Here is a 24,285-nt window from a genome sequence, read left to right on the forward strand (position 1 = left end):
ATCAGAGTGAAAGAAGAATTTAGATCTAACAAAAAATAGAGATGATAAACTCCAATTGGAATTTATCACCTCTATTTTTTTACTTTAGAATTTTTCTAAATCGGCTGCTTTAACAAACTCGTTGGTTGCGACCCGGAAATATTTTTCATCGTTTAGATAAGCTATTCGATCAACTTTCCAAGCGGAGTCACTATTTAACTTCCGGTTAGCGACTAAGTTGCCTTCCGCTGTATACAGTTTTTTCTCAGCGGTTGGGGAAACGATAGTTTGCTTGTAGACGAACGGATAAACTTGACTAGCTTTGACCCATTCGTTAGTTGCGACGCGGTAGAATTTTTGGCCGCTGATCGTTGTTTGACGGTCGACTAACCAGTCCGTTTGCGGCATCAATTTGCGGTTGGCAGGAGTGATTTGGTCGTCGTTCAGAGCATAAACTTGAACGGCAGGCTGATCACTGAAAGTTGCCACGGTTAAATTGATATTTTGGTCATTGACGATTTCGGTGTCACTGATTTTGACAAACTGGTTGATGCCGACACGGTAATATTCTTGCCCATTGATGTAGGCGATGCGGTCACTAGTGAATTGTGTTCCCTTAGCAAGTAAATTATCAAGAGCAGTTCCTTCAGCTTTGATCATCTGCTTATCGGAATCGGTTTTAGCTTGTAGAGAAAGGGTTTCAGCTTTGTAAAGGTAAACTTGACTAGCCTTGACCCATTCATTAGTTGCCACACGATAGAAAGTATCGCCATTGAGAGTCATCAATTGATCCGTTAACCAATCAGAATTGTGGACTAACTTGCGGTTAACGACGGACATTTGATTGTCAGAATCTTTAGCGTAAATTTGCACGTCTGGTTGGTCAGCAAAAGTGGCGATGGTGGATTTGATATTTTCGATATGGGCACTTGAAGTACTTTCGTTTGAAACGATTTGTGTATAAGAAAGCACGTCATCAGATCCAAGTGCTTTGGAATTTGCTGGATTAGTAATTGTGGCAATTCCATCGGGGGTGAAAGTTACGATGACTTTTGGAGCGGTATATCCAGGTTTATCGATAGCGGTTACGGTGATAGGAGCATCTCCGAAACGACCTTCAGGGATGTTCAAAGTCGAAGTGGTTCCATCAGGATTTTTGACTTTAACCGTTGAAGCTTTATTAATGTTTCCTTTATAACTGACAGGATTATCTGAATCAATTATTTGGCCAGCTTGATTGGTAAATGATGGAATTCCATTAGGCCCGTAAGTTACTGTGATGGATGGTGTGATATATCCATTTTCTGATGGCAGACTTAGAGTTACATTCTTATCCCCAAAGTGTCCTTCAGGTACTTTAACGTTAATAATCGATCCATCTGGTTTTTGAATCTTAATAGAAGTTTCAGGATTTTTGACGCCAGTATAAATTACTGGGGAAGTCTTGCTGATAGGATTATTGTCCAAATCTAAAATATTGAAACCACTTGGTGTATATTGAATTTTTACTGCTGGTCGATTGTAACCTTCGATGTAGTCCAGTTGAATTGGCCCTGAAATTGAACCGACTGTACCAGAAGGTATCTTAATGGATTGAATTCCGTTTCCTAGGTTGACATCAACTGTACTTAATTGCCCGTTGATTTCTTTTCCAAGATATTTTACATCGGCGGGTTTAACGTCACCATCAGGAACAAAAGTATTGTTAGCTGAGATAGTACCCTTGATTTCAGAAGTACTTGGATCATAGCCAGCAACGTTAGGTATTGTAACTGTAACTTTATCACCGACTTTTCCTGCAGGAATAATGTACTGTTCTTTACCATTAGGTGTATTAAATTCAACCGGTATAGGTTTTGTATCGTTAGGAGAATATACGGGCTGGACGAGATCAGAAAGAACGGGATTACCATCTTTATCAGCCGTAATTGTGGCTGAACCAGGTTTGGAAATAGTGTAGCCCGGAACTTCAGGAGTGATAGAAATTTTATCACCAATTTTAGCGCTTGTTCCAGTGGCGTTTTTATCTCCAGAAATTGTCATATTCCCATTAGGTGTTACTACAGCGTCTTTTTTAGTAGACCATTGAGAAACTGCGTTAGGAGAATATTCAGGTTGAGCAACCTTTGATAGAACGGGATTGCCATCTTTATCAGAAATAATAATAGCTGAACCGGGTTTAGAAATAGTATAACCAGGGACATTAGGTGTAATTGTCACGGTGTCACCAATTTTAGCCGGAGTATTCTCAGAATTAGTAGTTCCTGAAACAGTAACTTTACCAGTAGGAGTAATAATTTCATCTTCGGTAGTCGACCAATTCTTTACCTCATTAGCTGAGTAAGTTGGTTGGGTGATGTTTGTCAAAACGGGATTGCCATCTTTATCAGATGTGATAGTAGCCGAACCGGGTTTAGAAATAGTATAGCCGGGAATATTTGGTGCAATCGTTACGGTATCACCGATATGAGCAGGTTGATTCTCAGAATTAGTAGTTCCTGAAACAGTAATTTTACCAGTAGGGATAATAACTTCATTTTCAGTCGTTGACCAATTCTTTACCTCATTAGCCGTGTAAGTTGGTTGGATGATATTTGTCAAAACGGGATTGCCATCTTTATCAGCAGTAATAGTAGCCGAACCGAGTTTAGAAATAGTGTAACCGGGAACTTTAGGTGCAATAGTTACGGTATCGCCAATTTTAGCGGGTTGACCGTCCGAATTTGTAGTACCAGAAACAGTAATTTTACTTGTTGGAGTATTGATTTCATCTGTAGTACTAGACCAAGAGTCGACTGGATTAGCTGAATATTTAGGTTGAACAACTTTTGAAAGAATAGGGTTACCATCTTTGTCGGCAGAAATAATAGCTGAACCAGGTTTGGAAATAGTGTAACCGGGAACTTTAGGCGCAATAGTTACAGTGTCACCAATTTTAGCGGGTTGATTATTTGAGTTAGTAGTCCCCGAAACTGTGATTTTTCCGGTCGGAATGGAAATTTCATCGGTGGCTGTAGACCAAGAATTGACTGGATTAGCTGAATATTTAGGTTGAACAATTTTTGAGAGAATAGGGTTACCATCTTTGTCAGCAGTGATAGTAGCCGAGCCAGGAGTTGTGATGGTGTAGCCAGGAACTTCAGGCTTGATTGTTACAGTATCACCAATTTTAGCAGGCTGACCGCTTGAGTTGGTAGTTCCAGAAATGGTAGTTTGACCGACGGGAGTCTCAACTACATCTGGATCGGTCGACCAAGATGTTACGGAATTGGCTGAGTAAGTAGGTTGAACAACTTTTGAAAGGATAGGGTTACCATCTTTGTCAGCAGTAATAGTAGCAGAACCTGGAGTTGAAATGGTATAACCAGGAACCTCAGGCGCAATAGTTACAGTGTCACCAGTATGAGCTGGTTGATTATCTGAGTTAGTAGTTCCAGAAACTGTGACATTACCATTAGGAGTAACAATCTCATTTTCAGTCGTTGACCAATTCTTAACATCATTAGCTGAATAAACAGGTTGCGTGATATTTGTCAAAACAGGATTGCCATCTTTATCAGCAGCGATAGTAGCTGAACCGGATTTGGAAATAGTGTAGCCAGGAACCTCAGGCTTGATTGTTACAGTATCACCGATATGAGCCGATTGATTATCTGAATTGGTAGTTCCAAAGACGGTAGTTTGACCGTTTGGGATTTTAACTGCATCTGAATCGGTTGACCAGGATGTTACAGAATTAGCTGAGTAAGTAGGTTGATTAATTTTGGAAAGGATAGGATTACCATCTTTGTCAGCAGTAATAGTAGCAGAACCTGGAGTTGAAATGGTATAACCGGGAACTTTAGGCGCAATAGTTACAGTGTCACCAAAATGGGCTGGTTGATTGTCTGAGTTGGTAGATCCAGAAACAGTAACTTTTCCGGTCGGAATGGAAATTTCATCGGTTGCTGTGGACCAAGTATTGACGGGATTAGCCGAATATTTAGGTTGAACAACTTTTGAAAGAATGGGATTACCATCTTTGTCAGCAATGATAGTAGCTGAACCAGGAGTTGTGATGGTGTAGCCCGGGACATCAGGATCAATCGTTACGGTATCGCCAATTTTAGCAGGTTGACCGTCTGAGTTGGTAGTACCGGAAACGGTAGTCAATCCAGTTGGAATAGCAATTTCATTCTCAGTAGAAGACCAGGAAGAAACTGGATTAGCCGAGTATTTAGGTTGACTAATTTTGGAAAGAACAGGATTACCATCTTTGTCAGCAGAAATAATAGCTGAACCTGGGGTTGAAATAGTATAGCCCGGAACGTCAGGTGCAATTGTCACCTTATCGCCAAAATGGGCTGGCTGGTCGTCTGAATTGGTGGTTCCAGAGACGGTGGTTGATCCAGTTGGAGTAATAATCTGATTTTCAGTAGAAGACCAAGAAGAAACAGAGTTAGCGGAGTATTTTGGTTGAGTAATATTAATGAGTTTAGGAGTGCCATCATCGTTAGCAACGATAGTAGCCGAACCCGGAGTTGAAACAGTATAGCCAGGAACGTTAGGCGCAATAGTTACAGTGTCACCAATTTTAGCGGGTTGACCGTCCGAATTTGTAGTACCAGAAACAGTAATTTTACCCGTTGGAATATTGATTTCGCCTGTAGTACTAGACCAAGAGTCGACCGAATTAGCTGTATATTGTGGTTGAACAACTTTTGAAAGAATAGGATTACCATCTTTGTCAGCAGTAATAGTAGCCGAACCTGGAGTTGAGACGGTATAACCAGGAACTTCAGGAGCAATAGTTACAGTGTCGCCAATATGAGCCGGTTGATTATCTGAGTTAGTAGATCCAGAAACAGTAACTTTTCCGGTCGGAATGGAAATTTCATCGATTGCGGTAGACCAAAGATTAACTGGATTGGCCGAGTATTTAGGTTGAGTAATATCAATAAGTTTAGGAGTGCCATTGTCGTTGGCGACAATAGTAGCAGAACCTGGAATCGAAACAGTATAACCAGGAACGTCAGGTGCAATTTTTACCGTATCGCCAATTTTAGCAGGCAGACCACTTGAGTTGGTAGTTCCAGAAACGGTAGTTTGACCGTTAGGAATTTTAACTGCATCTGGATCGGTCGACCAAGATGTTACAGAATTAGCTGAGTAAGTAGGTTGATTAATTTTGGAAAGAACAGGATTACCATCTGCGTCAGCAATAACAGTGGCTGAGCCGGCTGTTTTAATAGTATAACCAGGAACCTTAGGTGCAATCGTTACAGTGTCACCAATTTTAACAGGGTCACCATTTGAATTAGTTGTACCGGTAACTGTAATATTGCTGCCAGTAGGTAATTCGATAGCATCTTGAGGGGTTGACCATTTAGTTACATCGTTTCCTACAAGTTCGACCGATGATGTATCAAGTAAATAAGGATTTGTCGTGTCATTTGTGTAAGTGACATTGATTGTTGGTTTGACTACATGATATCCTGCAGGAATTTGATCTTTAGGGATAGTAACGGCAATACTATCACCAACGTGACCGGCGGGGATATCAATAGTTATTTTTCCAGTTAAATTAGTTGGGATGTCTTTTTGTGTTCCAACAACTGGTTCACCTGTATAGACAATAGGATTACTACTGCTGATAGCATTTCCAGATGCATCAAGGTCTGCTGTAGCCATTGTTTGGCCAAAAGTGGCTTTGACAGTTTTAGCAGTAGTTATGTAAGTTTGTCCATCGACGGAGATTGTTTCTGGAAGAGTGACGTCACTAGATTCGCCAACATTTCCTTGAGCTTCAACGGTAATGTTTCCATGGTTGGTTGGAACGGTTATTAAGTTCATTACCGTTGTACCTGGATCAGCGGCAATAGCATGATAGGTTGAGGCAATTATTCCAGCACCGGCAACGCTTGAACCAGGCCCCTTATATACACTACCGATACCACCGGTAACTGTTCCGTCATCGCTTGTTATTGGGACACCTAAAAATTTTTGAGAACCATTTGTCCAAGTTGCACCACTTTTAGATGTCAAAGCTGTTTCGGGACTGAAGTACATGGAGTTTCCGATTGTAATGGTTTGTAAATCGGTACCATCAAACATACCTTGTCCTAGTGAAGAATCCCCAGTATTGATGTTCTTTGCGTACTCTAGCCATCCTTGTAAGTTCAAATCAGTTATATTTGCGTCATTTTTAAACATGGCTGTCATGTTGTTGATGTAGTGTGTTTGCCAACCAGATACGTCAGGATCAGTTAAAGAAATACAGTTAGCAAACATATAACTGGTATCTTGAATCTTATTCATTGTGGAGGCATTATTCACGCCTTTAGTTGGATAGGTCACTGTTTTTAAACTAGAATTGTTCTCAAACATATGGCTAGCATTTTTAATTGTAGCTAAATTATTATTAGATAAGTCAATACTTTCAATACTGCTATCATTTTTAAACATACCTTCAGTGTTTTCGGTAGTGGTAGTATCGAAATTTGATAGATTATTAATTGCTGTCAAATTGGGCATATCTGAAAAAAGATACGATGAATTCTTTGGAGCGGTTACTTTATTATTAATATTGATCGTGGTGATTGTACTTGAGTTTCCGCCCCAACGTGTGTCGTCCTTGCCAGTGCTTTCATCTAATTGACCAGTAATATTCAAATTTGTACCAGTTTGATCAACCTCCCAACCATTCCCAGAGTTTATCTTTGAGGCTTCGGGAGCCATTGCAGTAAGAGCCTTTAATTGTAAAGTTTCGTCTTTTTGAGTGGATAGAATATCAGCATTACTTGAATCCTCCGTATTCGTAGGAGAGGTAGTTTTTGATATTTCTAAATTAGATGAAGTATCAGTATCTGTTGTTTTAGCATCTGTTGTAGTTGAAACATCATTAATATTAGTATTCAAATTATCAGAAGTTTTTGATGTGTTGTCAGTAGATATTGAAGTTTCTTGCTTAGTATCAGTTAACGATTTTGTTTCTGTGGTTGTTTTTTCATCAGTTGTCGGAACATCTGTCTGGACTTGATTGTCGGTTGCTATTTGAGTATTTTCAACAGGATCAGCTTTTGTGACTGATTGTGTATCAGTATTCCCTGAAGATTTATCTTTAACGTTAACCACAGTAGTCTGAACATTTGAGTCAGATATTGTATCGGCTTTAACAGTAGTAAAGGGAGCACCTATTAAAAATAATCCCCCCGCAATGGATAGGCTACTTAGAACCACCCAATTCTTTTTGGATTTGACAAGACGTTTCCTAACTATACTATTAGGATCACGCTTTAATTGTTGAAATCTCATAATAATTACCCCTTTATTTTATAAAATATATAAAATATCACGGTAATAATTATATTCTTTGAGGTATTTATGACATTCCAAAAATGATAAAGAATTCTTAATAAAATTGGTGCGTTTTTTAGCATAAAAAAGTATTAAAAATAAAACTTATATATATCAAAAATATTCATTAAAAAATGAGTTAACAGTGTAACAAATACACACCTGTTGATTTTCTGAGTGATATTTTACGAAAAAGGATTGAAATGTAGTTTGCTTCTTTCTCAAATTAAGTTATAAAAGTTTTCTTTCTTTTTTTTGGATTGAATTAATAATAGAATCTCTATTTAGCTTGGAGTACAAATTTCTCAATTAGTAACTTTATAAATTTCTTGCAAGAAAATTAAAAAACCATTAAAATAGGCAATATTTCTTGTCGATTTACGACAGTCAATTATTGAGGAGAGTTTTGCCTATGAGTGGTTTTTTTAAACGTTTGACCTTGAAAGAGGATCCGAGTATTTATGAGGATAAAGATTCACATTTAGTGAGAGTTTTGACAGTGAAGGACTTTTTGGCCTTGGGTGTTGGGACAATTGTCTCTACTTCTATTTTTACTTTGCCAGGAGTCGTTGCAGCTCAACACACTGGGCCTTCAGTTGTTTTCTCATTTATTATTGCGGCTATCGTTGCCGGTTTAGTGGCTTTTGCCTATGCGGAAATGGCGGCTGCGATGCCGTTTGCCGGGTCAGCTTATTCGTGGATCAATGTCATGTTCGGTGAATTTTTCGGCTGGGTTGCTGGCTGGGCGTTACTGGCGGAATATTTCATCGCTTTAGCGTTTGTCGGTTCGGGACTGTCGGCCAACTTTCGAGGTTTAATGGAACCACTGGGAGTCCATTTTCCTAATGCCATCGCCAATACTTTAGGTAGTAATGGTGGAGTCTTAGATTTAGTGGCCGTAGTCGTGATTGCGGCAGTAGCTTGGTTGTTGTCTCGCGGAGTCAGTGGGGCAGCTCGAGTTGAAAATTTATTAGTTATTTTAAAAGTTTTAGCTATTTTGGCTTTTATCGTAGTCGGTTTAACTGCAATTCATGTGGAAAACTATTTCCCATTTATTCCCAAATATAAACTCAATAGTGATGGAACTGCCTTTGGTGGTTGGCAAGGAATCTATGCCGGAGTATCGATGATTTTCCTATCATATATCGGGTTTGATTCAATCGCTGCCAATTCAGCTGAAGCTAAAGATCCTGGTAAGACGATGCCCCGAGGAATCTTAGGGTCATTAGTGATTGCGGTCAGTTTATTCATTGCCGTGGCGTTAGTTTTGGTGGGAATGTTCAAGTATTCCTCCTATTTAAATAACGCTGAACCAGTTGGCTGGGCTCTTCGACAAGCAGGACATCCAGTCGTTGCCAGTGTTATTCAAGCGATTGCCGTTATCGGGATGTTTACTGCTTTGATTGGAATGATGCTAGCCGGATCACGTTTGATTTATTCCTTTGGGCGTGATGGGATGCTACCTAAGTGGCTGGGAAAACTCAACGACAAGAATCTACCTAATAACGCGTTACTCGTTTTGTCCATCGTGGGAATTATTCTCGGAGCCGTTTGCCCATTCGCATTCTTAGCTCAGTTGATTTCCGCCGGGACCTTGATAGCCTTCATGTTCGTGTCGCTGGGAATTTATCCATTGCGCCATCGTGAAGGAAAGGACATCGCCGACCCCGATTTCAAGATGCCACTGTACCCAATTTTGCCCGCACTAGGATTCTTAGGTTCGCTGGTCGTTTTCTGGGGACTGGACATTCAAGCCAAACTCTATGCTGGCGGCTGGTTTGCCATCGGTTTAGTGATCTATTTTGCCTACGGAATCCGCCACTCAACCCTTGGTAAGAAAGCAAAGAATCGGGAGAAAAGCAAATAAAGTGGTTGTACAAAGTGTCCAATCACGCATGAAAGATTTATTTATCAACGTTTATAAGTGAAATAATCGTGCCAAACTTGATATTTCTAAAAAAATATGAGTATAAAGTGTGCCACTTTTTTAAAAGAGAACTATAATGATCTCGTAACTAAGGAGGTTGTTAGATATGGCAGAAGTAGATCCATCAAAGATGGCAGATGCAGCCATTGCAAAAGAACCAGAAGTATTGAACCTAAAGATGAGCGAGGCTTTCGACTGGAGCGATGATAAGACAGTTGTCCGTGACGCTATTTGGGATTATTTCATGGAGAACAACAATCACGACACAGTTAAGACCGAAGAAGCAGAAAAACCATTCTTGGATATGAAGGATGAAGATGTCCGCGACTGGGTTGAAAAGAACCTTAAGAAGTAGCACTGATCTTTACATTTAAATATTGTTTCACCATTCCTTTAGAGTACAAGAAGTGTTCTCTAAAGGATTTTTTTATGTCTTTTGGGGAAGTATGCCGCTCCTCCGCAACAAAGCTGATTGGGCTGGAACGATGTGGGCCGACTTTGAGCTTTTGCAAAGTACGCAAAATCTCAAAGCTCGACCTTATTCTAAGCAATAAATTGCTAAGAATAATTTCACATCTGAGCCCATCAGCTTTGTTGCTCCGGTGCTGAATAACGGTTCTATGGTTTGGATATTTTCCATTTTTTTAGAAATAGATGTTCTATTAGAATTAACCTATGTTCTTATCTTTATGGAAATAGATTTTTAATTGATGTCACGCTACGTTGGAAAACAGTTCTTGGAGGGAATATTTTATTTTGCTTATGGTTGGATGTAGTGTAACAAAGCCAATTTATACTGGAATGCACAAAAAGAGGATCTTACTAGATTGCAGCAATTAGCTGTAGTTCTAATAAGGGTCCTCTTTTATTTACTTTCTAATTATTCTAATCATTGTTTTTTAGTAGTTTTGCAACATTAACGGTTGGAAGAATGTAAGCAGGAAATTCATTTGATTGTGAAGTTAAATTTGAAATAGTTGCTCTTAAATAAGGATATAGTATTGCTACAGCATTATTACGTATTAAGCTATCAGGCCCAATATTGCTTTCGTCTTCGGAAGATATATACTCAAAAGTTCCTTCTAAAGAACAAGAAGCTTTAAAGGGAATACGATTATCCTTTAGCGAACCAATGGATGCACTAATCTCAACAACGATTTTATCGTTTTTTATTTGATTGTTGAATTTTAGTTTCGGCTTTAGTGCTATTTCAGAATTGCTTTTAAAATTATCGTTTTTAGTATAATTCATTTTTTTAACAATATATCCGTTGAAATTTAAGGCAGCCATTAAATTGCATCTCCTAATATTTTATCGAAATTATATGAATCGGATTTTAGATTATGTTTATTTTCAATAGTCTTTGATTGGGAATAGTCATTTTTGTTAATTTTATGATTGATTTTATCAGTTAGTTCATTTGGGATTTCTTCTAATGGAAGTTTACCAGTGTATATAAATTTTTCTTGAATCAATTTGAAAATTAAATCTTGATATTTTGTTTGGATTCTCTGATTATTTTCGATTTGAGAAATATTCGAATATCCTAAACCGGTTAATTTGGAAAATTCTCTGACAGTTAAATTAAGTGTTTCCCTTAATTTTTTTAATTCACTGGGCTTCATAAAATTCTTAACTTCTCTATATGCATTAAAATCTGCGTATACATTTTCCATTGGATTATTAAAATCTACCCAAAGCTCGCCTTCAGGATCTTCCCAGTAATGATGATTCACAATCAAATTGTCGATATCTTTTACGGTACATTTTTCTAGCAACCATTTTTCTGTATAGGCTTCGGAAATTTCTTTTTCTTCGTTGTAAAAAATCTTTTTTTTATTCATATGTTAGATACCTCCTGTATGGAAATAATCATTTATAGGGTAGGTACAGTGGATATTCTTGCTTATGAATTGAAATCCACATGATAATACCACTTGGTTTATCTTGAAATTTTAAATAACATTTTTGGTTAGAAATAGTTAATCCGAATATCCAGATATTACCTGGAATAGGAGGGATATGGTCATCAAGTAAAGGACCTGAAGAATAGTCTCTCCAAGATAAATCATTGTAAATAATATTGAATATAGCTTCTTCACCCAATCCTAGGATAGAAAGTGTTTGGTAATTTTTACTTCTATGACTAAGCTTCCAAAAGAATCTCTTCTTTTTGATAGCTTCAATAACTTTCTTTATATCATTTGGATTGGCCATTTTTGTCACGCGTCCGTTGCAGATTTATTGAGGTAATTATAGCATCTTTTGTTACTCAGGAGAAACAAAAAGGACTCATATGTATAGTTATGTCTTTTGGTGAAGTATGCCGCTCCTCCGCAACAAAGCTGATTGGGCTGGAACGCCCTGGGCCGACTTTGAACTACCGCAAGGTTCGCGGCATTTCAAAGCTCGACCTTATTCTAAGTGCTAAAGCACTAAGAATAATTTCAGGGCAGAGCCCATCAGCTTTGTTGCTCCGGTGCTGAATAATGGTTCTATGGTTTATTTGATTTCCATTTTTTTGAAATAACTGTTCTATTGGAATTAACCTATGTTCTGATTTTTTATGGAATCAAATTGTGGTTTGGTGTCACGCTACGTTAGAAAACAGTTCTTGGAGGGGATGTTTTGTTCTTTTTAGTGATTAGATGTAGTGTGTTGCCCTCTGTAACAAACCAAATTGTGTTGGAATGCACAGAAAGAGGATCTTACTGGAATGCAGCAATTAGCTGTAGCTCCAATAAGACCCTCTTTTATTTTTGAATAAAATTAGACAAATTGAGAAACTAACGCTTATAACGTGTCCAGACTATAAATCAGTTCAACATATATTCTCGAATAGATATAGTATCCCATTCAGAATTCACCAGAATATCGCATAAATTTGAAATTCTAGTCTGGAGTAACAGCTCTGGGAAATGCTCAGCCGTGAAATTTTACTTAATGCTTTAGCATTTAGTAAAAGGGTGAGCTTGAAGACAATTTCCGCTTTTGAAATTGGCTCCAAGTCGCCCCACAGCGTTCCAGCATTTCCCAGAGCTGTTGCGGAAGACGGCAATGTAACGCCACCCAAAATAAAGACCAATTACTATTCAGCCCAACGTCTAGTCCTGCAAAAAGAACTCCTAACAAAAAAGGACCTCCAAAAAAATTTGGAGGTCCGCAATATCAGGGAGGTGAATGATACTAGTTTGTTTATTTAAATATATTTAGAGTAGAACAATTATTCTTGTTTACCAACTACTATATTAATCGGTAAATATGAAGAAAATGTGAAATCTAAAAAATAATAAATCCACTCGCTGATTATTGTGTTACTGAAGTAGCGAATTCTGGCTCGCTGGTAACTTGACTCGAAGCATCTTGATTCAACTTCATATTAGAACTTTGGGCCCATTCATTAGTTGAAACTTGATAGAAAGTGTAACCATATTTATTTTGTACCATGTTACCAACTTTCCAATCAGTACCTTCAGCTAATTGTCGACTTGAAAATGCGTCCATTGACGTATCGTATAAATCGGCTGGTCCATTAACAACTCGTCCGACTAATTGTTGATCTTGTGTCTGGTTTTGTACATTTTGATTTTGTGTAGTTTGAGTAGTCGTTGCAGCTTGGGTAGTCTGTGTTTGTCCAATGTTCAAATCACTGGCGGCTACAAATTCATTCGTGGCAACTTGATAGTAGAGCTTACCATTGATAGTTAAAGATGCGCCTAATTTCCAGTTGGATTGAGCAGGTAGAGTTACACCTGTGATTGCTTGTCCTTGACTGTTAACAACGGCAGCATTCCACCTAGCTGTGGCATTTTGACCCGAAACAGATGTATCGACTTGTGGAGTAGCGTCAGAAATAACGATGCTACTTGCAGCAATCCATTGATCAGTCGCAACTTGGTAGTAAGTGATGCCGTTGATCTGAGTCGTTGCCCCAAGTTTCCAAGAACTGAAGTTAGGAAGGTAAGTACTCGTGATAGTTTGACCTTGGGAATTGACCAAGACACCACTGCCACGACGAACCGTACCGACCAAATTACTTGGAGTAGTGACTGCCGCATCAACATCTTGAGGTGACAAATTCGACAGAACAGCCGGAGCGATTAAGAGAGCCAGCGCTGAACCAATAAGAGCTTTATTCTTTTTCATCTATAAACCTCCAATCCTTATTTTACGGTTCATAGTAAACTTATAATGCAACGAAAAATTAATCAATAAGTGTTAAGAACAGTTAACAGAAACGTAAATCTTTCTTTAGAATTGAGCAATTTTCTCTCAAAAAAATTTTGATAAATGAATATTTTTAATAGAAATCACGCAATTTAGACAAAAAAATACCTAGAGAGAGTTCTCCCTAGATATTTATTACAATTAATTTTGGATCTTAGCATCGTCGGCAGTAACCGTAGTCCGACCATCTTTATAAGCGTTCTTGATGGCACGAACAATATCATTGTCACTCCAAGCACCAGCATTAACACCTTGTTTAGAAAGATCTTCACGAGCCTTGTTGATGTCAGCATCAGTGATCGTCTTACCATCGATTTCTTTCTTTTCAATATCGAAATCGCCGTTAGCGGCTGGATTACCACTTTGGTTATCAGAACCATTGTTAGAGTCAGCACTAGTAGAATCATTATTATTAGTATTAGCACTGTTGTCAGCTTTAGTATCGGTTGTGGTATCATTTTCAGCTTTAACAGGTAGATTAGCTAACAGCTTCTTAGCTTGCTTGTAAAGGTCTGAATAATATTTCCCCTTGATACCTTCAAAGTTAGTTACTTGTTCAAGAAGTGTTTTAGCTTGATCAGGTGCATCATTCATCACATCTTGAGCAGTAGCGATATTTTTAGTGAAATTACTACGATTTGTTTTGATTACTTTAATTTTCTTTAAGAGCTTATTAGCGTGTTTGACCATTTTTTGATTACCGTTATCCTGGTCAGTCACTTCATTGAGTGCGTTCTTGGCACCGTCAAATTTTCTTTGGTTCATCAACTTCTTAGCCTTGACCAAGTTTTGTGCTTGAACTTTTGAGTCATGCGCTTTGTCAGTTTTTTTCGCCTTAATTGCGGAAGCAAAATGATCCATAGCCTTTGAATATTTCTCATCGTTTACGGCATCATTTCCCTTAGACATCTCAGTCTTATAAGTACTACTACTGTTGTCAGTAGACTTTTGTGCGCCGTTACTGCAGCCAGCTAGCAATAGTGCCACCCCAGTTGTTGCTAGTAATAAAGCTTTTTTCATTTTTGAAATTCCTCCATATTATTGCTGTAAGAATTATACCATGTTCAAAATAATTTCAAAAAATATTTCCGTTTTTGCCATCACGCTTCGTTAGTATTTGTGTAAGTTACTTAAGCCGGCCAAGAACTTACAAAATAAAAAAAGAGGTAAGAAAAATGAACTGGAAGAAAACATCAATCATCGTCACATTGAACAACGAAAACTACGCCAACGGCAAGAAGGCGAGAACTTTCAATAATATAGTAGAAGATCCGACTGAAGCCCAAATCAAACTCTTCACAGACGCCTTACTACTATTATCAAACGGCGACACACTTGGTGACACAGAAGTAGTTAAGCACGACACATTAGACTAACAATAAAAGGGGAATATTATGAAAAAATTACAATTGAAATTTAAGACAGCTGACGGTAAGAATAAGGATCTAGTACTAAGTTATGTCAAAGATGGACTTGATGAAACAACAGTCAAACAAGCCATGGACAAGATTCAAGCTAGCAAATTGTTTGAAAAGAACACTTTCCAACTTTACAACGAAATTCTTGGTGCCAAGTACGTTGATCGTGAAGAGAGCACTATCTTCTAAGCGGTTCCAGTTTTTACTAAAAATTCTTCAAATATTTAAGGTATAAGCCTTGAGCCTACGACTTATTTAGAATAGAATAAGAGTAGGCTCTTTTGGGTTAATAAAATTTATATAGTCAATGCTTAAACATTTTATGCATGAGATTTGAATTTTTTTCTTAGAGGAATTTGTTAATTTAATGCATTTTGGTATGGAAATGTTACAAAACTGTGATATTTAATACAGAAATGTTACAAAAGTGGGGACTTTTTAAATTTCAGTTGATTCACAAGCCGGAGTTTCATATAATGATTGTCAGTGGGATAGCCCCACGACAATTAAAATAATAAATTCTTGTAGTCCAGGGGAGGATTAACATTGAAAAAATCTATTAAATATGCAGGAATCGCTGCTGCTACACTTCTAGCTGTTGCACCAGTTGCTGCTCCTGTTGTTTCACAAGCTGATGCTGTTACAGATGCTTCATCTGTAAAACCAACTGACCAATCAGAACAAGACAAAGCTGTTACTGCTTTTGGTAACCAATTCCAAGACAAGACTGCTAAGACAGTTGCTGCTGGTAAGGTACAATTAGGTACTGTAAATGCTGAAGAGTTTGCTACAAAAGATGCTGCACTTATTACTGGTGACGCTTCAGATGTTGCTCTATTGAATTCAAAGGGTACAGCTCAAGTAAACGTTTCAGCTAAGTATGGTAACACATCAATCACTACAAACAATGATTTGTACAAGATTCTTAACGACACAACATATCCAGAAGTTGTATTCACAATTACATTGTCATACAATAACTTGAATGGTGTTGCACAATCAAAGACATACAGTGTTACAGCTACTAGAGACACTGATACTACAAGTGAAATGACACAAGCAAATGTTTCATTCACAACACCTGTAAATGTTTCATTGAACTCAACAACAACAGCTACAACACTTGATGTAAGTAACGATGCTACTGTTAAGGATCAAGACGGTAACTCAGTACTTACAGATACAGAATATGTTGCTGCAAAACCTGTATTCTATGATACATACAAAGCTGCTATGAAGGTTGCTGATGGTCATACTGCTGATGCAACAGCTGCTACAAATGTTGGCCCAAATGCTAATGTAAATGGTGGTCAAACATCATTCCTTAAAGCTGGTACATATTACCAAGTAATTACATTCCAAGCTGACAAGTCATCTGCTCTACAAAGCTTCTTGGCTGCATACAGCAAGAACCCTTCAGCTTACACAGTTAGTGTAAACGGCTCAAATGCTGCTGCTGGTTATGACTTCGGTTACAACTCAACAACAAACACATTAAGCTTTGTTCGTGCTATCAATGTTTCAAACAGCACAGACAAGTGGACAGTTTCTGACACAACAGGTGTTGTTACAACAAAGAGTGATCACTCAGTATACACACTAAAAGATGCTGACAATAACACAATCGTTAACCGTGGTTTGGCTGCAAACACAGCATGGAAGACAGATAAGGTTCGTGTAAACCAAGACGGTGTTAAACAATATCGTGTTGCTACAAACGAATGGATCAATGCTGACGATGTTAACTATGGTGAAACTGTTACATCAAACGGTTTGACAGACATCAAGGCTGCTTCTGGTGTTGCTACATTGACAAAACCAGCTGGTTACGTAATGTCACTATTCGGTGATGACGGTAACGTTCTTGACCGTGGTCTAGCTTCAGGTACTGCTTGGAGAGTTGATAAGACTGCTAAAGACGCTGCAGGTAACACATACTACCGTGTTGCTACTGGCGAATGGCTACAAGCCGGTGAAGGCGTTTCATTCAAGTAATTATTAATTACTGAAATTTAAAGGTTCGCGTAAGCGAGCCTTTTTTTATGCACTTTTTTGAAATCGATTGCAAAACTTCTGAGATACTATAAACTAAATAATGAAGAATCTTCAAAAGAGGGGAATTACCATTGGAAGCTAAATTTGAACTGTTAGAAAAACTCAAACGACTCAATCCAGATCAGTTGCCAATCAATACTAGTCAAATTTCTGAATTGGCTGATCTTAGTCGTTCAGTTACTAGTCATTATTTACATCAATTGTTGGATGACGGACAAGTTAAAAAGATTGATGGCCGACCAGTTTTGTGGGATTTGGTTGACAAGAAAATTTCAAGTGATGGTTTGAAAACTTTTATTGGCGCTAATGGTAGTTTGAAGAGTGTTGTTTCTCAATGTGAAGCAGCAATCAATTATCCTCCTAATGGATTGAGTATCATCATCACTGGTAATAGTGGAGTGGGTAAGAGTTTTCTGGCTAAAAAAATTTATCAATCAGCTAAAAGTTCTCACGTGATTACCTCCTCAGCACCATTTTTGACTCTGAATTGTGCTGATTATGCTAATAATCCGGAATTGTTGTCGAGTATTCTCTTCGGTTACGTCAAAGGGGCTTTTACTGGTGCCAATGAGGATAAGCCGGGGTTATTGGAACAAGCTGACGGTGGTTTTTTGTTTCTGGATGAAGTTCATCGTTTGTCGAGTGAGAATCAGGAGAAGCTCTTTAGTTTCATTGACCGGGGAACTTTCATGCGCATGGGTGAAAATAAGACGGCCAAGACTAGTAAAGTTAGATTTCTCTTCGCTACGACTGAAAAAACGGATGATGTCCTATTGGAAACTTTTCGTCGGCGAATTTCGATTGCAGTTCACTTGCCTGATTATCACGACCGCCCCCGAAATGAACGGTTGAGTTTGATCTACTCGATTTTTTACAATGAAGCACAAAAGATGGCTAAACCATTGAAAATTGATGAGAATGTCTTGGAAGCACTAGTCGATTTGAAGTCAGATGGTAATATCGGGCGGTTGAAAAATATTATCAAAGTCGGTTGTGCCAATTCCTATAAGGATCAAAAAGAACAGACGGAAATTGTGATTAAACCGCAAAATATCATCTTTGATCAACCACTGGCAGAAAGTACGGAACACGTTTCAATCGATCCACAGAAAAACTATGATTTCACCAGTTCCAATCTCGGTTACCAAAAAGAATTGACGAAGCTTTTTACCGAATTAAGTCAGTCGGAAGTTAATTCCTTTCAATTCAGTTGTAAGAAAGCAATTCACGACTTGGAACAAATTGAGCAATCACTCAATATCAGTGAGTTTGATCAACCGACTTTCTTAAGGTTCAAAAATCAGTTTCAAAGAATTGTCGGTAAACAATTCGGTCTCGGTAACGTCTTAGATATTGCCCAGATCGTCTTTAAATTGTATCAAGCTGATTTTGTCTTGCCACAAAATCAATTGCAAAGTTTGGAAAAACGCTTGGAGAGTTTTTGCCCACGTTCGATGCACGTGGCGAAGTATTTCTTCAAGGAACTTCATTATCAATTGAGTGCTAAGTATCAAACAGTTGGGCTCGTTCTAGTGATTTTACTGAGTGAACGGGTTGATGAATCATTGAAACTACGTGGTTTGTTACTGGCTCACGGTGAGTATACGGCCACTAGTATTCAAGCCGTCGTAAATCAGCTCTGTGGCAATTACTTATTCGATGCCATCGACATGCCGATTGATACTGGAATCAACGAAATTGTCAAACAGACTAAAGACTTATTCGATTCTTATGACACTTCCAATGGGACAGTGATGTTAGTCGATATGGGTTCTTTAAATCAGTTGTATGCGGAAATTAAGAATCATCTCAATGGCGATTTGTTGGTAATTGATAACTTGACCACCGCGACTGCTTTGGATGTGGCTTTAAAGATTCAGAGTAAAGAATCCTTCAGGTCGATCGCGACGGCAGCGGAGGATGAATATCAAATTCACAGTAAGTACTATGCCGGCTATTCGAATAAGAAAAATATCATTATTTCTTGTATTTCTGGTTTAGGAATTTCTGAAAAAATTAAAGAAACGATGTTGCCATATTTTCCCAATGACATTCAGATCAACACTTTGGATTATTACAAGTTGAAGGAAAATATTCATCAAAATGACAATCATTACTTTGACACAACTTTGTTTGTTTTGACGACGACTAGTTTGCCCAAGGATTTCCAAATTCCTAATATCAACATTTATGACCTGTTGGATGCTAAAGGAGAACAGAAGTTGACGAAATTGTTGACGCCGTATTTGAAAGCTGATGCGATCGATCGTTTGAATCAGGAATTGTTGCGTTTCTTCTCCATCGAAGGAGTCAGTGAGCGGCTCAGCTTCTTGAATCCCAAGATTATCATCAAAGAAGTGGAGACGGTCATTTACAAGTACGAGAGTTACTATCACCTCAAACTCGATGGGAAAGTTAAGCTCAATTTGTACATGCACATTGCCTTGATGATCGAGCGGCTGATGGTTAGAAAGTCGCCCAAAGTACCGGAAATCAAGCCTAGTGGTGACGAGCAAGAATTTATCTCGATTTCTAAGAGCATTTTCCAGCCCCTTGAGTTGAAATATAATGTCGTGGTCAATGACTATGAACTGTCACTCATGTATGAAGTGTTTAAGACTTTGTTTTAGTGTTCACAAGAGAAGAGCTAGTGTTTAACGTTAAACACTAGCTCTTTTTTTGTTGGCGTGATGGGGATTAAACAAGTTGGCACGAAACTTGCTTATATAAAAGTGAAGACAAAACGAGGAGTAAATGATATGAAAAAATATTTAATTGCTAGTCATGGACATTTAGCTAGTGGGTTGCAGAGTTCACTGGAAATTCTCACTGGTATGGGAGATAAGGTTTCGGTGATCGATGCTTATGTTGATGACCATGATTATGTGCCGGACATCAAAAAATTTATTGAACAATTAAATGGTGAAGTCGGGGTTATCTTTACCGATCTCGTTGGCGGCAGTGTTAATCAGAAGGTGATGCTAGAAGTTGTTGGCCACGAGAATGTTTTAGTAATATCGGGCACTAATTTATCGATTGTTTTGTCAGTGATTTTGGAAGCTGATGAATTGACTAAGGAAAAACTCAACGGATTAATTTCCCAGAGTCAAGTTCAATTAGTGGAGGCACCAAACGAAAATTCGGAAATGTCAGATGACAGTTTCTTAGAATAATTGGAGGGAAAAATTATGATTGCACAATTAAGAATTGATGACCGTTTGATTCACGGACAGGTAGCTTTAGTTTGGACAAAGGAATTGGATACACCAGGAATTGTGGTTGCTAACGACAACGCCGCTAACAACGAAATGGTGCAAATGACTTTGAAGATGGCTACACCGACTGGCAAGAAATTGTTGATCAGATCAGTTGATGACGCGATTAAAGTTTTCAACAATCCTAAGGGTAAAAACATGCGGATGTTTGCTTTAACAAATTGTGTCGCTGATGCTTTAAAGATTGCTCAAAATGTTGAAGATATTGACGGTATCAACGTTGCTAATGTCGGTCGATTCGCTGATAAATCTGAAGGGGAGACTCATCAAGTTGGTAGTACTTTGATGTTGAGTGACTCAGAACTTGAGGCTTTAAAGGAATTGACCAAACTAGATGTCCCAGTCTTTCAACAAGTTGTTCCAAGTAATCCTAAGACAAGTATTAGTTCGATGTTAAAAAAATAGTGTTTGAGGGGGAAATTAATTATGTATAAAGAAGCGTTTTTAGCCGCTTTGACGGTTTTCATCTGTTACGGTGGTAATTGGCTCTTTGGTCAAACCATGATCGAACGTCCATTAGTTGTTGGCTGTATTGCTGGTCTTATTTTTGGCGATATGCGTGCTGGTATTATTATGGGAGCATCCCTAGAAGCTATCTTCATGGGTGCGGTTGATATTGGTGGTGCACTTTCAGCTGAACCAGTTACGGCAACCGTTTTGGCAACGACTTTCTCAATTGTGTTGAATGTTAATGAAAAAGCTGCCTTAGCTCTAGCTGTTCCAATCGGTGTCTTAGCTGCTTTTATCTCGATGTTTATGAAAAACGTTGTAATGAACTTATTCGCTCCACTAGTTGATAAATATGCCGAAGAAAATAGTCCTAAGAAAATGGCATTTATTCACTATTTAATGTGGTTTATCAATTACTTTGTTTTCTCTTTGATCACATTCTTCAGTGTGCTCGAAGGTGCCAAACCGGTCCAAGCTTTAGTTAACAGTATTCCTGATAATTTGATGGCTGGACTTTCTGCCACTGGGGGACTCTTACCAGCCGTCGGATTCGCTATTTTGATGAGAATGTTGTGGAGTAAACAATTGGCTCCATACTTCTTCTTAGGTTTTATCTTAGTAGCTTATCTAGAATTGCCATCAGTTGCTGTAGCAGCGTTAGGTATCATTCTAGTTCTCGTAACTAGCTTTAAAGACAAACAATTACTTGATATGGAAAACAAACAAAAAGAATTAGAACAAAGACCAGCTGTGGCCGGTCCAAGTAACTCAGATGCAACGAAAGAGGAACAAGAAGAGGAGGACTTTTTCTCATGAAATTAACTGAAAACATGTCAAAAGAAGACCGTAAAATGTTGAATGGTATCTTCTGGCGTTCATTTACCGTTTTTGCCAGTCGTGCCGGTGCTACTAAAGCTCATGCTCCTGGTTTCATTTATTCTATCACTCCCGCTTTGAAGCGTTACTACAAAGATGATCCCGAGGGTAGACGTGAAGCAATGATGCGTCATACTACTTGGTACAACATCACTCAAAACGTTGGTACTTTCGTTATGGGTCTAGTTGCTTCGATGGAGAAGAAGAATTCTGAAGAAAAAGATTTCGATGCTGAATCAATCGTTGCCTTGAAGACTTCTTTGATGGGTCCTTTGTCAGGTATCGGTGACTCAATTTTCTGGGGCGTTATCCGTGTTATCGCTGCTGGTGTCGGAATTTCTCTCGCAACGCAAGGTTCAATTTTGGGACCAATCTTGTTCTTGTTGATCTATAATATTCCTTCAATTTTGACAAGATACTATTTGACTTACATGGGCTTCTCACTTGGATCAACTTTCATTGAAAAAATCTACGCTAACGGCAGTATGAAGATCTTGAACAAAGCTGCCAGCACCTTAGGTTTGTTGATGATCGGTAGTATGACTGCCAGCATGGTTAAATTCGAAAGTAAGTTGTCGGTTCCAATCGCCGGTGGTAAGCCAATCTTGATTCAAACTTATTTAGACCAATTGTTCAAGGGTTTAGTTCCACTTGGTATCACATTGCTTTGTTACTGGTTATTGAGTAAGAAAGTTAACGTTAACTGGATTTTACTTGGCGTCTTAGTTCTGGCGATTATTTTAGGATTGCTCGGTGTTGTTTAGTTGCCAGCTCATTTAGACTTTGTGACAGTTATTATTAGGTTACTAATGGCAACTGTTTTCTCCGGAATCATTGGGTTAGATCGAGCTTATAAGCACCGACCTGCCGGACTGAGGACGCACATCTTGGTTTGCTTAGGAGCTTGCATTATCGCTTTGATTCAAAAGAACTTGAGTTACAATGCTTTGACGATTGCTCAGACTTATCCACAATATAAAGGCATCATCCGCGTTGACGAGGCTAGATTGATTGCCCAAGTTGTCAGTGGTATCGGCTTTTTAGGTGCCGGGACGATCATTGTGGAGAACCATTCGATTCGTGGTCTGACGACGGCGGCCAGTTTGTGGGTCGTGGCCTGTATCGGGATCGCAATTGGGATGGGAAATTATATTATTGCAGTCAGTGGATTTTTGGTGGTGTTTAGTGTGGTAGCGTTTTTGAAAAAAATTATCCGGATCAGTCCGGTACGCAAAATCAAAATTGAATATAAGGAAAAATTGGCGACGAAGGAATTTATTGACGATTATTTTAGGGAAAATCAGATTTCGGTTGAAGATGTTAAGTTTCGCGCGACGAAGTTGAATAACCGTAATATTTATACCAACGTTTATTCGATTGATTTTGGCAAAAATGTTAACTATGTGGATATCGTAGAAAATCTGTCGATGAACGATAATATCGTTAAAGTCGAAACTATCAATGTGTAAAAAAATTATAAGTAAGTTTATTTAGGTAGAAAAGACAACTCCCTTTACGTTATGATGAAAATGAAAACGTAAAGGGAGTTGTTTGTTTTGAAGAGATTAAGGAAATTAAGCATTTTTTTCGCAGTTTGTTTAATGATTCTGAGCTCATTTTCATTTGTCGGGATTCAGAAAGTTTCTGCTGCTGATGTTCAATACACGATTGGAACAACTAAGGATATTCCATCTGCCATTGCTTCAATGGGTAAGAATTTAAATCGTTATTCACAAAATAATTTGAATGCGGACGTTAAAGCCTATGATTCAACTAAGGATTTGAATGCTGCTATCACTGACGGGACAGTCAATGCAGCCGTAACTGATTTAGTTAATTATGCGGCTTTATCAAAAAAACATTCGAATTGGAAAATTGTCGGCACGATGCCAGGTTATTTTGGTTTAGCTGCCAACAAAAAAGTTAAGACTGTTAAGAAGTTAAAGGGTAAGACGATTGCAGTTGATAAGAGTAACATGTCGTATTACTATTTGAAGAATCTTTTGAAGAAGAAAAAGGTTAAGTTGTCCAAAGTTCATATTAAACAAGTTGACTCACAAAAGGATCGAGTAAATGCTTTGAAGGATGGTTCAGTTGACGCTGCGGTATTATCAGATCCGTCATTGACCGAAGCCAAAGTTAACGGTTCAAAAGTTTTGAACAAGCAAAAGAAGAATGCCGATAATGGTAACATTTTGATTGTTAACAACGACTACGCTAAGAAGAATATTTCTAACACCAATATTTTGGCTAGTGTGATCAATGAACAAATCAGAACTATCAACAAGACTGATTCTTACATGCAAGTGAACAATTCATTCTCTGAGTATGATGTCAGTGGAAAAGCTGTTACTAAGTTGAATGCGATGGATGTTAGATTCAAGAAGATGCACAAGGTTAAGAAGTCTAACTTCAAGAAAGCTTACAAGTTTGCTAAGAAACAGAAGTTGTATAAAGGTAAAGTTAATTACAAGAAGGCTACTATTAAGGTTCGTCATATTAAATAGAAGATAGTTAAGTTCTATTTGGATGTAGGATTAAGTATGCCGTCCTCCACAAAAAAACTCGATTGGGACTGGAACGATGTGGGCACGACTTTGAACTACCGCAAAGTACGCGGCATTTCAAAGCTCGGCCTTATTCTAAGCAATAAATTGCTAAGAATAATTTCACATCTGAGCCCAATCGAGTTTTTTTGTTCCGGACTGGATTTGTGGTTCTTTGGGTTATGTTCGTTCTATTG

The 24,285-nt window shown here is 38.3% G+C and carries 18 protein-coding genes; 12 read left to right on the forward strand and 6 right to left on the reverse strand.

Annotated elements, in window-relative coordinates; genetic code table 11:
• Nucleotides 1–84 precede the first annotated feature (84 nt).
• Nucleotides 85–7,272, reverse strand: a complete 7,188-nt coding sequence (locus tag EGT49_RS08450; RefSeq protein ID WP_135373417.1) for a beta strand repeat-containing protein — start codon at nucleotides 7,270–7,272, stop codon at nucleotides 85–87.
• A 454-nt stretch (nucleotides 7,273–7,726) separates the two neighbouring features.
• On the opposite strand from EGT49_RS08450, the gene EGT49_RS08455 reads away from it, so the two are divergent.
• Both EGT49_RS08455 and EGT49_RS08460 read left to right on the forward strand, forming a co-directional pair.
• Nucleotides 7,727–9,181: an APC family permease gene (locus EGT49_RS08455; RefSeq protein ID WP_135373419.1), complete on the forward strand. Its 1,455-nt coding sequence runs from the start codon at nucleotides 7,727–7,729 to the stop codon at nucleotides 9,179–9,181.
• Nucleotides 9,182–9,347: 166 nt separating this feature from the next.
• On the forward strand, nucleotides 9,348–9,596 hold the full coding sequence (locus tag EGT49_RS08460; RefSeq protein ID WP_135373421.1) for a P8 family protein: 249 nt from the start codon (nucleotides 9,348–9,350) through the stop codon (nucleotides 9,594–9,596).
• Nucleotides 9,597–10,126: 530 nt separating this feature from the next.
• On the opposite strand, the gene EGT49_RS08465 is transcribed toward EGT49_RS08460, so the two are convergent.
• From EGT49_RS08465 to EGT49_RS08485, 5 genes are all read right to left on the reverse strand, one after another.
• Nucleotides 10,127–10,531 carry a protein-export chaperone SecB gene (locus tag EGT49_RS08465; protein WP_135373423.1) on the reverse strand — a complete coding sequence of 135 codons (405 nt, stop codon included), beginning with the start codon at nucleotides 10,529–10,531 and terminating at the stop codon, nucleotides 10,127–10,129.
• Complete coding sequence (locus EGT49_RS08470) at nucleotides 10,531–11,085, reverse strand: helix-turn-helix domain-containing protein (protein ID WP_135373425.1); 555 nt, start codon at nucleotides 11,083–11,085, stop codon at nucleotides 10,531–10,533. Before EGT49_RS08470 ends, EGT49_RS08465 begins: the two co-directional genes overlap by 1 nt.
• A 28-nt stretch (nucleotides 11,086–11,113) precedes the next feature.
• The gene (locus EGT49_RS08475) at nucleotides 11,114–11,458 is read right to left on the reverse strand and encodes a hypothetical protein (RefSeq protein WP_135373427.1); all 345 of its coding nucleotides are present in this window, start codon (nucleotides 11,456–11,458) and stop codon (nucleotides 11,114–11,116) included.
• 1,089 nt (nucleotides 11,459–12,547) lie between these two features.
• On the reverse strand, nucleotides 12,548–13,387 hold the full coding sequence (locus tag EGT49_RS08480; RefSeq protein WP_135373429.1) for an SLAP domain-containing protein: 840 nt from the start codon (nucleotides 13,385–13,387) through the stop codon (nucleotides 12,548–12,550).
• A gap of 222 nt (nucleotides 13,388–13,609) precedes the next feature.
• The gene (locus EGT49_RS08485; RefSeq protein ID WP_135373431.1) at nucleotides 13,610–14,488 is read right to left on the reverse strand and encodes a hypothetical protein; all 879 of its coding nucleotides are present in this window, start codon (nucleotides 14,486–14,488) and stop codon (nucleotides 13,610–13,612) included.
• Nucleotides 14,489–14,643: 155 nt separating this feature from the next.
• On the opposite strand from EGT49_RS08485, the gene EGT49_RS08490 reads away from it, so the two are divergent.
• From EGT49_RS08490 to EGT49_RS08535, 10 genes are all read left to right on the forward strand, one after another.
• A complete protein-coding gene (locus tag EGT49_RS08490) occupies nucleotides 14,644–14,844 on the forward strand; it encodes a DUF1659 domain-containing protein (protein ID WP_135373433.1) in 201 nt (66 codons plus the stop codon).
• 18 nt (nucleotides 14,845–14,862) lie between these two features.
• Nucleotides 14,863–15,075: a DUF2922 domain-containing protein gene (locus EGT49_RS08495; protein WP_135373435.1), complete on the forward strand. Its 213-nt coding sequence runs from the start codon at nucleotides 14,863–14,865 to the stop codon at nucleotides 15,073–15,075.
• 357 nt (nucleotides 15,076–15,432) lie between these two features.
• On the forward strand, nucleotides 15,433–16,881 hold the full coding sequence (locus EGT49_RS08500) for a hypothetical protein (RefSeq protein ID WP_135373437.1): 1,449 nt from the start codon (nucleotides 15,433–15,435) through the stop codon (nucleotides 16,879–16,881).
• A 131-nt stretch (nucleotides 16,882–17,012) separates the two neighbouring features.
• Entirely contained in the window at nucleotides 17,013–19,571 is a 2,559-nt protein-coding gene (locus tag EGT49_RS08505; protein ID WP_135373439.1) for a sigma 54-interacting transcriptional regulator, read from the forward strand.
• Nucleotides 19,572–19,700: 129 nt separating this feature from the next.
• Nucleotides 19,701–20,114, forward strand: a complete 414-nt coding sequence (locus EGT49_RS08510; RefSeq protein WP_135373441.1) for a PTS sugar transporter subunit IIA — start codon at nucleotides 19,701–19,703, stop codon at nucleotides 20,112–20,114.
• 15 nt (nucleotides 20,115–20,129) lie between these two features.
• Nucleotides 20,130–20,621: a PTS sugar transporter subunit IIB gene (locus tag EGT49_RS08515; RefSeq protein ID WP_135373443.1), complete on the forward strand. Its 492-nt coding sequence runs from the start codon at nucleotides 20,130–20,132 to the stop codon at nucleotides 20,619–20,621.
• Between the two features lie 21 nt (nucleotides 20,622–20,642).
• Entirely contained in the window at nucleotides 20,643–21,482 is an 840-nt protein-coding gene (locus EGT49_RS08520) for a PTS mannose/fructose/sorbose/N-acetylgalactosamine transporter subunit IIC (protein WP_135373445.1), read from the forward strand.
• Nucleotides 21,479–22,306, forward strand: a complete 828-nt coding sequence (locus tag EGT49_RS08525) for a PTS system mannose/fructose/sorbose family transporter subunit IID (RefSeq protein WP_135373447.1) — start codon at nucleotides 21,479–21,481, stop codon at nucleotides 22,304–22,306. The genes EGT49_RS08520 and EGT49_RS08525 overlap by 4 nt, the downstream gene beginning before the upstream one ends.
• 45 nt (nucleotides 22,307–22,351) lie before the next feature.
• Nucleotides 22,352–23,011, forward strand: a complete 660-nt coding sequence (locus EGT49_RS08530; RefSeq protein WP_135373474.1) for an MgtC/SapB family protein — start codon at nucleotides 22,352–22,354, stop codon at nucleotides 23,009–23,011.
• An 87-nt stretch (nucleotides 23,012–23,098) separates the two neighbouring features.
• A complete protein-coding gene (locus EGT49_RS08535; RefSeq protein WP_135373449.1) occupies nucleotides 23,099–24,049 on the forward strand; it encodes an ABC transporter substrate-binding protein in 951 nt (316 codons plus the stop codon).
• Nucleotides 24,050–24,285: the final 236 nt, after the last annotated feature.

The sequence above is a fragment of the Companilactobacillus suantsaicola genome, from assembly GCF_004745525.1.
Taxonomy (GTDB): domain Bacteria; phylum Bacillota; class Bacilli; order Lactobacillales; family Lactobacillaceae; genus Companilactobacillus; species Companilactobacillus suantsaicola.

Bases quoted from the DNA above. Each gene is read 5' to 3' on its own strand.
- EGT49_RS08450 (WP_135373417.1), bottom strand. From the start codon at position 7,272: ATGAGATTTCAACAATTAAAGCGTGATCCTAATAGTATAGTTAGGAAA.
- EGT49_RS08455 (WP_135373419.1), top strand. From the start codon at position 7,727: ATGAGTGGTTTTTTTAAACGTTTGACCTTGAAAGAGGATCCGAGTATT.
- EGT49_RS08460 (WP_135373421.1), top strand. From the start codon at position 9,348: ATGGCAGAAGTAGATCCATCAAAGATGGCAGATGCAGCCATTGCAAAA.
- EGT49_RS08465 (WP_135373423.1), bottom strand. From the start codon at position 10,531: ATGGCTGCCTTAAATTTCAACGGATATATTGTTAAAAAAATGAATTAT.
- EGT49_RS08470 (WP_135373425.1), bottom strand. From the start codon at position 11,085: ATGAATAAAAAAAAGATTTTTTACAACGAAGAAAAAGAAATTTCCGAA.
- EGT49_RS08475 (WP_135373427.1), bottom strand. From the start codon at position 11,458: ATGGCCAATCCAAATGATATAAAGAAAGTTATTGAAGCTATCAAAAAG.
- EGT49_RS08480 (WP_135373429.1), bottom strand. From the start codon at position 13,387: ATGAAAAAGAATAAAGCTCTTATTGGTTCAGCGCTGGCTCTCTTAATC.
- EGT49_RS08485 (WP_135373431.1), bottom strand. From the start codon at position 14,488: ATGAAAAAAGCTTTATTACTAGCAACAACTGGGGTGGCACTATTGCTA.
- EGT49_RS08490 (WP_135373433.1), top strand. From the start codon at position 14,644: ATGAACTGGAAGAAAACATCAATCATCGTCACATTGAACAACGAAAAC.
- EGT49_RS08495 (WP_135373435.1), top strand. From the start codon at position 14,863: ATGAAAAAATTACAATTGAAATTTAAGACAGCTGACGGTAAGAATAAG.
- EGT49_RS08510 (WP_135373441.1), top strand. From the start codon at position 19,701: ATGAAAAAATATTTAATTGCTAGTCATGGACATTTAGCTAGTGGGTTG.
- EGT49_RS08515 (WP_135373443.1), top strand. From the start codon at position 20,130: ATGATTGCACAATTAAGAATTGATGACCGTTTGATTCACGGACAGGTA.
- EGT49_RS08520 (WP_135373445.1), top strand. From the start codon at position 20,643: ATGTATAAAGAAGCGTTTTTAGCCGCTTTGACGGTTTTCATCTGTTAC.
- EGT49_RS08525 (WP_135373447.1), top strand. From the start codon at position 21,479: ATGAAATTAACTGAAAACATGTCAAAAGAAGACCGTAAAATGTTGAAT.
- EGT49_RS08530 (WP_135373474.1), top strand. From the start codon at position 22,352: ATGGCAACTGTTTTCTCCGGAATCATTGGGTTAGATCGAGCTTATAAG.